Genomic DNA, 9130 nt, shown 5'->3' with positions numbered 1-9130 from the left:
CAGGCCGCCGCCGAGCACCTGCGCGAAGAGGTGCGCGGCGTAGTAGGCGTCGTCGCGGAACGACAGGCCGGGCAGGCCGAGGACGAGGTTCGCCTGCTCGAGCTTGCGCGGCATCCGGCGCTCGCCGCCGCGATACTGTCCCGGCACCGCCTCGGGCGCGTCGCCGGCCGGCATGGCGCCGAAATGCCGCTCGGCCGCGGCCACGATCGCCTCGTGCTCGACCGCGCCGGCCGCCGCCAGCACCATGCGGCCGGGGGTGTATTCCCGGGCGAGGTAGGCCTCGATCGCCGCGCGGTCGAAGCTCTGGATCGTCTCCGGGCGCCCGAGGATCGGCCGGCCGATCGGCTGGTCGGGGAAGGCGGCCTCGGTGAAGGCGTCGTAGACCACGTCGTCCGGCGTGTCCTCGACGGCGGCGTATTCCTGCAGGATCACGCCCCTCTCGCGGGCGAGCTCGCCGGCCTCGAAGGCCGAGCGGGTCAGGATGTCGCCGAGCACGTCGAGGGCGACCTCGGCATCCTCGCCGAGCACCCGGGCGGTGTAGCTCGTCTGCTCGACGCTGGTGGCGGCGTTGATCTCGCCGCCGACATTCTCGATGTCCTCGGCGATCTGGCGGGCGGAGCGTGTCGCCGTGCCCTTGAACGCCATGTGCTCGATCAGGTGGCTGAGGCCGTGCTCCTCCGGCCGCTCGTTGCGCGAGCCGGCGCCGACCCAGACCCCGAGGGTCGCGGTGGCGACTCCCGGCATCGCCTCGGTGGCGACGGTGAGCCCGTTGGGCAGCCGGGTGACCTTGAGGTCGGGCGAGGCGCCCAGCGTCGCGAAGTGCTGGTTCACGCGACGCTCCTCAGGATACGGGCGCGCTCGCGGATCGCCCGCTCGACCGCCGCCTCGTCGTTCGGCAGCACGGTGAAGCGCTCGCGCCGGCCCATCAGGTCGGCGAGGTGCGCCGGCAGGGCCGGGCGCACGCCGGTCGCGGCCTCGACCGCGTCCGGGAACTTCGCGGCGTGCGCCGTGGCGAGGGCCACGACCGGCGTCGCCGGGTCCTCGGCCACGAGCCGGCGGGCGGCGCGCACGCCGATGGCGCTGTGGGGGTCGATGATCTGGCCGGTTCCCTCGTAGACGTCGCGGATCTCGGCCACGACCTGGTCCTCCGGCACCGCCGCGGCGTCGAACTCCGCGCGGATCCGCTCCAGGGTGGCGGGGTCGAGGGTGAAGGCGCCCGACTGCTTGAGGCCGGCCATCAGCCGGTTGACGGCGCCGGCATCGCGGTCGAGGACCTCGAACAGCAGGCGCTCGAAATTCGACGAGACCTGGATGTCCATCGACGGCGAGGTGGTGGGCGCGACGCCGCGGACCTCGTAGGCGCCGGTGGCGAGCGTGCGGGCCAGGATGTCGTTGGCGTTGGTGGCGATCATCAGCCGGCCGACCGGCAGGCCCATGCGCTTGGCCGCCCAGCCGGCGAGGATGTCGCCGAAATTGCCGGTCGGCACCGAGAACGAGACCGGGCGGTGCGGGCTGCCCAGCACCACCGCGCTGGTGAAGTAGTAGACCGCCTGGGCGGCGACCCGGGCCCAGTTGATCGAGTTGACGCCCGAGAGCCGCACCTCCTCGGCGAAGCGCGGGTGCTGGAACAGCGCCTTCACGATCGCTTGGCAGTCGTCGAAGGTGCCCTCGACGGCCAGCGCGTGGATGTTGCCGGCGTCAACCGTGGTCATCTGCCGGCGCTGCACCTCCGACACCCGGTTGTGCGGGTACAGGATGAACACGTCGACATTGTCGAGGCCGCGAAAGGCCTCGACGGCGGCGCTGCCGGTGTCGCCCGAGGTGGCGCCGACGATCGTCGCCCGGCTGCCCTTCGCCTTCAGGGCGTGGTCCATCAGCCGGCCGAGCAGCTGCATCGCCACGTCCTTGAACGCGAGCGTCGGGCCGTGGTGAAGCTCGAGCAGGAAGAGGTTGTCGCCGAGCTGCGTCAGCGGGCAGACCGCCGGGTGCCGGAAGGTGGCGTAGGCCTGATCGATCATCCGGTCGAGGTCGGCCTGCGGGATCTCGCCGTCGACGAGGGGGCCGAGCACGGTCTTGGCGGCGTGCGCATAGGGCCGGCCGGCGAGGCCCGCGATGGTCCCGGGTGCGATCCGCGGCCAGGCCTGCGGGATGTAGAGCCCACCGTCCCGGGCGAGGCCGGCCAGCAGGGCGTCGGTGAAGGTCAGGGGCGCGGCAGCGCCGCGGGTCGAGACATGGAGCACGGTGATCTGTCCTGAAGCTGCCGCAGGCCCTACACGAATACGGGCGTGGCGTCAGCCGATCCCTGCACGGAGCAGATCAGGCCCCATGTCAGGCGCTCGCGCCCGGCGCCTTGCGCAGGCGGCAGCCGGTGATCCGCCACGCGCCGTCCGCCCCGCGCGCCAGGGTGTAGATCGCCTCCCAGTCCGCGCCCTCCTGGTCCTGGATGCGCACGCCCTGGGCGAGGCTGCCGTCCGGCAGTGCCTCGGCGGTGCCGAACTCGAAGCGGCGGTTGCGGTAGACCGCGGCGTAACCCTGCCGGACCATGCCGATGAAGATCTCGGGGCTGCCGAAGATCGCCCGGATGGCGGGGGCGGCCTCGGCGTAGGCGCGGAGCGCGTCGTCGTGCCGGAAGGCGTCCTGCTGGCGCAGGATCACGGCCCGCACCGTCTCGCGGTCGCCCTCGTCGGCAGCGAGGGCGCCCTGGCCGACGGCGAGCAGGGTCATCAGGGCGACGAGGGTGCGCACGGGCCAGACTCTCTCGCTGCCAATTGGTTCGCGGGCGTGCCAGCGTACTCGAACGGCTCCGTGCGCACAACTTCCAGTCGTCAGTACCTTTGGTCGGCCCAGGGCACCGCCCAGGTTCTCGACGTTGCCGCGTCGCCTCCGGCGAGGCTCCCGCGGCCTCGCCGGACGACGCTCTCGCGGAACCGTTACACCCCGCTCGCCTTGCGCCCCAGCTCGACCACCCGCAGGTTGTTGGTGGTGCCGGCCCGGCCGAACGGGATGCCGGCCACCGCCACCACGAGGTCCGGCGCCTGCGCGAAGCCTTCCTGCTGGGCGACCTCGGCGGCACGGGCCACCATGGCCTCGTAGGAATCGATCTCCGGCACCATCACGCTGTGGGCGCCCCAGTACAGGCTGAGGCGGCGCGACACCGCGACCTCGGAGGTCGCCGCCAGGATCGGCACGTTCGGGCGCTTGCGGGCGATGCGGGCCGCGGTAGTGCCGCTCGACGTGAAGGCGACGATCGCCGCCGCCTCGATGGCGTCGGCGAGGCCGGCGGCGGCGGCCGCGACGGCGTGGGGCGGGCTGTCCTCGACCTCCGGCTCGCTCGCCTGCACCAGGGAGCGGTAGAGCCGGTGCTGCTCGGTGCGGCGGATGATGCGGTCCATCATTGAGACGGCCTCGATCGGGTACCGGCCCGCCGCCGACTCGGCCGAGAGCATCACGGCGTCGGCGCCGTCGTAGACCGCGGTCGCGACGTCGGAGGCCTCGGCCCGGGTGGGCGCGGGGGCGCTCACCATCGAGTCGAGCATCTGGGTCGCCACGATCACCGGCTTCACCGCCCGGCGGCAGGCCCGCACCAGCTCCTTCTGCCGCCCCGGCACGTCCTCGGGCGGCAGTTCGACGCCGAGATCGCCGCGGGCCACCATCACGCCGTCGGCGATGCGGATGATGTCCTCGATGTGCTCCAGCGCCGAGGGCTTCTCGATCTTGGCGATCAGCCCGGCCCGGCCGGCGATCAGGCCGCGGGCCTCCATCACGTCGGAGGGGGTCTGGACGAAGGACAGGGCGACCCAATCCACCCCGAGCTCGAGCCCGAAGGCGAGGTCGCGCCGGTCCTTCTCGGTGAGCGGCGACAGGGCCAGCACCGTGCCCGGCAGGTTGACGCCCTTGCGGTCGGAGATCGGCCCGCCGACCACCACGTCGGCGTCGATGGCGGCGTCGTCGACCCCGACGACCCGGACCCGGACCCGGCCGTCGTCGATCAGCAGCTCCTGGCCCGGCGCCACGGCGGCGAAGATCTCGGGATGCGGCAGCGGGATCGCGTCGACGCCGCCCTCCCGGCCCTCGCGCACGAAGCGGATCCGGTCGCCGGTCGCGAGATCGAGCTTGCCGCCGCGCAGGGTGCCGATGCGGATCTTCGGGCCCTGGAGATCCTGAAGGATGCCGATCGGCCGGCCGGTCTCCTGCTCGAGGGCCCGGATCGCGGCGTGGACCTTGGCGTGGTCGTCGTGGGTGCCGTGGGAGAAGTTCAGCCGGAACGTGTCGACGCCGGCGAGGAACAGGGCCCGCAACCGCTCGGGCGTGTTGCTGGCCGGGCCGACGGTGGCGACGATCTTGGCGTGGCGGTGGCGGCGCATGGAAGTCGCTCCTTGCTCGTCGTGGGAAGGATCAGGTCGGTCCGCCGCCCCGGACGGGTTCGTCCGAGGGGGCGAAGGCGAGCCCGGACGGGCGTCGCCGCGAGGCGAGATCAGGAATCACGGTGCCTTGCGGCGGTAGACGGTCGTGACGGTCACGTTCAAGCCGCCGCGGGCGTCGTCGGCCGCGGCGAGCAGGAAGGGCGGCCGCGGCCGCAGGAGGGTCCTCTCTCGGATCCACCACGCCGCGGAAGCTAGGGCATCTTGGACCAAAGGAGCACCCGCCCGGGCCCCGAAAGCATCTTCTGCCGCCGCATCATGCCCTTGACGAAGATTTTGCTGCGACGCACCCTGCAAGGCGGAAACCTTTTGGTGGCGGTGCAAAAGGGGGTATCGACGATCATGCTGTTCCAGCCGCCGGTGTTCGAGACGATCTTCCGCATCCCGGTCGAGCATCGGCTGGTGATCCGCGGCTCACGAAGCCGCGGCGCCCCGTCGGACAGAGTGTGCTGGTTCCACGACGAGTTCGATGCCGCGGGTGCGCTGGTGGCGCGCTACGAGACCTACGACGAGACCGACGATGCCGGACAGGACCGCTGCGGCTGGCGCCGCTACGACGCCAACGGCCGCCTCCTGGTCCGGCACGAGGTGGCGATGCGCTGGTCGGCCCTCGTCATCCTCAAGAAGTCCCGCCGCGGGGCCGAGGCCGTGCTGCAGCGCCCCCCCGGCCACGCCCTTCCGCCGCGGCCATCGCGCCGGATCCTCGCGGCCTGACCGCTCAGCGCGCCGGATCGACTCCGCCGGACCGCCCCGGTCGAGCTTGACCGAAACGACGGCCGCCGCCACCATCGCGCCCATGACCTTCTCGGTTCACGTCGCGCTGCACCGCCGAATTACCCGCCCGGCCTGATCCGTCGGGCCGGGTTCGGCTGTCCGCATCCCGTGAACACGAGCGCGCCGCGAGGGGAAACCGCCGGCGCCGCAGAAGGTCCCTCGCCATGCCCCATCCCGACGCGCTGCTGCATCTCGTCTGCGGCAAGATCGCCGCCGGCAAATCGACGCTCGCCGCAAGTCTCGCCGCCCGGCCCGGCACCGTCCTCGTCCGGGAGGACCAGTGGCTCGCCGGTCTCTATCCGGGCGAGCAGAACACGCTGGCCGACTACGTGCGCAACGCCGGGCGCCTGCGCGGCGTGATGGGCCCGCACGTGATCGCCCTGCTCAGGGCCGGCCTGAGCGTCGTCCTCGACTTCCCGGCCAACACCCCGGAGAGCCGCGCCTGGATGCGCGCCATCGCCCGCGAGGCGGATGTCGGCCACCAGCTCCACTACCTCGCGGCCGACGACGCGCTGTGCAAGGCGCGGCTGCGCCGCCGCAACGCCGCCGGAACGCACGAGTTCACGGTGAGCGACGAGCAGTTCGATCTGTTCACCCGCTACTTCGTGGCGCCGACCCCGGACGAGGGCTTCGCGATCGTGCTCCGCCGCCAGGAGGCCGACACGGCGGCATGAGGGGGCGGACGCGCTGACGATCCGGCCCGCCGCAGCGTCCCGGATTCTCGGCCGGACGACCGGACGAAGGGACGAGGCGGCCCGGCGCCGCCCGGATCGTCAGCGGTCCGGGCCTGCGGGCTCCGTGGCGGGCACGGCCCTCAGGGATGGGGCTGCTGCGCGAGCGGGCGCCGGCACGAGCCGAAGCCCCTCCCGCTCCAGGAACGCCGCGAAGCGCTCCGAGGCGAGATAGGCCAGCTCCAGCGGCCGGCTCGCCACCACCGGGTCGAGGGCCCGCAACCCGTCGTCGATCTCGCCCGGATGGCACATCACCACGGGCGCCGGGCCGAGCGACCGGAAGCTCCGCTCGAAGCGGTCGGCGAAGCGATCCCCGGCAGCCAGGCCCTCCCCGGCGGCGAAATCCGAGAAGCCCGAGAAGCCCAGGTTGGTAGGGAAGCCCGCCCGGCGCGCGGCGGCGCGCAAGCCGAGGCCGAGGCCTGCCACCACCGCCGCCTTGCGGGCGTCCGGCCGGCCCAGGATCGACGCCGGGCGGTCGCCCGGGTCGCGCAGCCAGAGCCGGCCCTGCCAGCCCCGCGCCGCCAGCACCGCGAGGAGCGCGGTCCTCACCCCGGGCAGCACGTGGACGTGCTGGTGCCCGTCGACGAAGTCCGGCGGGTGGCCCGTCGCCGCCACGAAGGCGTCGAGCTGGCGCTCGATCTCGGGCGCCACCGCCCCGGGGTCGAGGCGGCCGGCGAGGCTGAGCCCGATCAGACGGCCGAGGGGCGGCAGGCGCCCGTCCGGCGCGAGGCGCGGCAGGGAGCCCAGGGGCGCGCCCGCCGTCAGCGTGAGGTGGAGGCCGAGCCCGACCGTGCCGCGCAGCTCGCGCAGGGGCGCCGCCGCCGCGCGGAAGGCCGGGATGTTGGTCATCGACCCGGTGGCTGATATGCGTCCGGCCCGCGCCAGATCGAGTATGCCCCGGCTGACGCCCGGGCTCAGGCCGTAATCGTCGGCGCAGAGCACGACCGGGCGCCGTTCAGGAAGCATCGCGTAGATCTCGCATCCGAGCCGCCGGTGAGCACACCGGCCCTGCGACCGCCATCCGCCGGCCCTGACGCCGGCGCGAGACACCGAAACGAGGGACAGCGCCGTGGAGCTGTTCAGACACCCCGAGCCGGTCGACCTGAGCGTCGTCATACCGGTCTTCAACGAGAGCGCCAACGTGGCCCCGCTGCTCGCGCGCCTGGGCCCGGTGCTGGAGCGGCTCACCCCGTCCTGGGAGGTGGTGTTCGTCGACGACGGCAGCCACGACGACACCGCCGCGGTCATCGCCGCCCATCACGCCTCCGAGCCGCGCATCGGCGCGGTCTCGTTCAGCCGCAACTTCGGCAAGGAGATCGCCATCGCGGCCGGGCTCGACCATGCCGAGGGCCGCGCCGTGGTGATCATGGACGCCGACCTGCAGCACCCGCCGGAGCTGATCGCCACCTTCTGGGAGCGCTGGCGCGAGGGCAACGTCATGGTCTACGCCCAGCGCACCGACCGCGACGACGAGAGCGCGATGCGCCGCGGCTTCGCCCGGCTGTTCTACCGGCTCTTCGCCCGCTTCGGCGAGATGGCGCTGCCCGAGGGGGCCGGCGACTTCCGCCTCATCGACCGCAAGGGGGTCGAGGTGCTGCGCTCCCTGCCGGAACGCGCCCGGTTCTCGAAGGGCCTCTATTCCTGGATCGGCTTCCGCTCGGTCGGGGTGCCCTACCAGGTCGAGGAGCGCCAGCACGGCAGCTCGAAATGGAGCTTCCGCAAGCTCTTCCGCTTCGCCTTCGACGGCATCACGTCGTTCTCGACCGTGCCGCTGCGGGTCTGGACCTATCTCGGCGGCGCGATCGCGGGCATCGCCTTCCTCACCGCCTTGTACTTCGTGGCCGACACTCTGCTGCGCGGCCCCGACGTGCCGGGCTACGCCTCGCTGATCGTCTCGGTGATGTTCCTCTCCGGCGTGCAGCTGATGTCGCTCGGCATCATCGGCGAGTATATCGGCCGGATCTTCGCGGAGGTGAAGCGGCGCCCGCTCTACGTCGTGGCCGAGCGCATCGGCCCGGCAGCGGCGGGCCACGACCGCCCGGTCCGGGACGACCGCCGCGCCGGCCGGCGGGCGCGCTATTCCGGCGTCGCGTGAGGCCTGTCCGTCCCGCCCGGCGCGAGCGCCCTGTGCTATTCACCGCGGCATGATTCGCAGCATCCTCTCGGTCGGCGGCTGGACGCTGGTCTCCCGGGCCACCGGCTTCCTGCGCGACGTCGTCATGGCGGCCGTGATGGGCGCCGGCCCGGTCGCCGACGCCTTCGTGGTGGCCTTCCGGCTACCGAACCATTTCCGGGCGATCTTCGGCGAGGGCGCCTTCAACGTCGCCTTCGTGCCGACCTACGCCGCCCTCGACGCCGAGGCCGGGGCGGCGCGCGCCTTCGCCGACCGGGTCTTCAGCCTGATGCTGCTGGTCCAGGCGATCCTGCTGGCGCTCGCCCTGCCGCTGATGCCGGCCATCGTGCGGGCGCTGGCCCCCGGCTTTGCCGACGAGCCGGACAAGTTCGCGCTGGCGGTGACGCTCACCCGCATCACCTTCCCGTACCTCTTGTTCATCACCCTGGTGACGCTCCTCTCCGGGATCCTCAACGCCCGCCGGCGCTTCGCCGCCGCCGCCGCCGCCCCGGTGCTGCTGAACCTGTCGCTGCTGGCGGCCCTCGCCCTCGCCTTCCTGTTCCCGAATGCCGGTTATGCCGCCGCCTGGGGCGTCGCGGTGTCGGGCGTGCTGCAGTTCCTCCTGGTCTGGGCCGATGCCCGCCGGGCCGGCCTCGCGCCGTCGCTGGTGCGCCCCACCCTGCGCGACACCGGGATGCGCCGCTTCTTCGCCATGCTGGGGCCGGCCGTCATCGGCTCGGCCGGCGTGCAGATCGCGATGTTCGCCGACACGATCATCGCCTCGTTCCTGCCGACCGGCGCGGTCTCGGCGCTCTACTACGCCGACCGGCTCTACCAGCTGCCCTTCGGCGTCATCGGCATCGCCGCCGGCACGGTGCTCCTGCCGGAGATGAGCCGGCGCATCGCCGCGGGCGATCCCGCCGGCGCCCACGCGGCGCAGAACCGCGCCACCGGCTTCTCCCTCGCCCTGTCGGCGCCGTTCGCGGTCGCGTTCCTGCTGGTGCCGGACCTGATCATGACGGCCCTGTTCCAGCGCGGCGCCTTCGACGCCGAGGCCGCCGCCCGCTCCGGCGCGGTGCTGGCCGCCTACG

At 73.1% G+C, this 9130-nt stretch carries 9 protein-coding genes; 4 read left to right on the top strand and 5 right to left on the bottom strand.

Annotation, left to right across the window (positions count from 1 at the left end; translation table 11 throughout):
* The 4 genes from VQ02_RS32825 to pyk all read right to left on the bottom strand — a co-directional run.
* Window positions 1–831: M16 family metallopeptidase (locus VQ02_RS32825; protein WP_048448467.1), on the bottom strand; the 831-nt coding region annotated here is incomplete at its 3' end.
* Window positions 828–2240, bottom strand: a complete 1413-nt coding sequence (thrC, locus tag VQ02_RS32820) for a threonine synthase (protein ID WP_048448466.1) — start codon at window positions 2238–2240, stop codon at window positions 828–830. The genes VQ02_RS32825 and thrC, both read right to left, overlap by 4 nt.
* Before the next feature lie 88 nt (window positions 2241–2328).
* The gene (locus VQ02_RS32815) at window positions 2329–2745 is read right to left on the bottom strand and encodes a DUF4864 domain-containing protein (protein ID WP_245239922.1); all 417 of its coding nucleotides are present in this window, start codon (window positions 2743–2745) and stop codon (window positions 2329–2331) included.
* A 185-nt stretch (window positions 2746–2930) separates the two neighbouring features.
* The gene (pyk, locus tag VQ02_RS32810; RefSeq protein ID WP_048448465.1) at window positions 2931–4364 is read right to left on the bottom strand and encodes a pyruvate kinase; all 1434 of its coding nucleotides are present in this window, start codon (window positions 4362–4364) and stop codon (window positions 2931–2933) included.
* Between the two features lie 369 nt (window positions 4365–4733).
* On the opposite strand from pyk, the gene VQ02_RS32805 reads away from it, so the two are divergent.
* Both VQ02_RS32805 and VQ02_RS32800 read left to right on the top strand, forming a co-directional pair.
* Window positions 4734–5135, top strand: a complete 402-nt coding sequence (locus VQ02_RS32805; protein ID WP_245239921.1) for a hypothetical protein — start codon at window positions 4734–4736, stop codon at window positions 5133–5135.
* 224 nt (window positions 5136–5359) lie between these two features.
* Complete coding sequence (locus tag VQ02_RS32800) at window positions 5360–5869, top strand: P-loop nucleotide/nucleoside kinase family protein (protein WP_048448463.1); 510 nt, start codon at window positions 5360–5362, stop codon at window positions 5867–5869.
* Between the two features lie 99 nt (window positions 5870–5968).
* Here the strand turns inward: VQ02_RS32800 and VQ02_RS32795 are convergent, their stop codons facing one another.
* Window positions 5969–6892: a ChbG/HpnK family deacetylase gene (locus VQ02_RS32795; protein WP_048448462.1), complete on the bottom strand. Its 924-nt coding sequence runs from the start codon at window positions 6890–6892 to the stop codon at window positions 5969–5971.
* Between the two features lie 103 nt (window positions 6893–6995).
* On the opposite strand from VQ02_RS32795, the gene VQ02_RS32790 reads away from it, so the two are divergent.
* Together VQ02_RS32790 and murJ are read left to right on the top strand one after the other, a co-directional pair.
* On the top strand, window positions 6996–8021 hold the full coding sequence (locus VQ02_RS32790; protein WP_048448461.1) for a glycosyltransferase family 2 protein: 1026 nt from the start codon (window positions 6996–6998) through the stop codon (window positions 8019–8021).
* Window positions 8022–8070: 49 nt separating this feature from the next.
* On the top strand, window positions 8071–9130 hold a 1060-nt coding region (gene murJ / locus VQ02_RS32785; protein WP_048448460.1), incomplete at its 3' end, for a murein biosynthesis integral membrane protein MurJ.

The organism is Methylobacterium variabile, assembly GCF_001043975.1.
Taxonomy (GTDB): domain Bacteria; phylum Pseudomonadota; class Alphaproteobacteria; order Rhizobiales; family Beijerinckiaceae; genus Methylobacterium; species Methylobacterium variabile.
Note: the sequence above shows the minus strand (reverse complement) of the source record. Positions and strands in the feature narration are given on the sequence as shown.

What these genes read in the sequence shown, in the direction of transcription:
- pyk (WP_048448465.1), bottom strand. Translation starts at nt 4,364, where the DNA reads ATGCGCCGCCACCGCCACGCCAAGATCGTCGCCACCGTCGGCCCGGCC.
- VQ02_RS32800 (WP_048448463.1), top strand. Translation starts at nt 5,360, where the DNA reads ATGCCCCATCCCGACGCGCTGCTGCATCTCGTCTGCGGCAAGATCGCC.
- VQ02_RS32795 (WP_048448462.1), bottom strand. Translation starts at nt 6,892, where the DNA reads ATGCTTCCTGAACGGCGCCCGGTCGTGCTCTGCGCCGACGATTACGGC.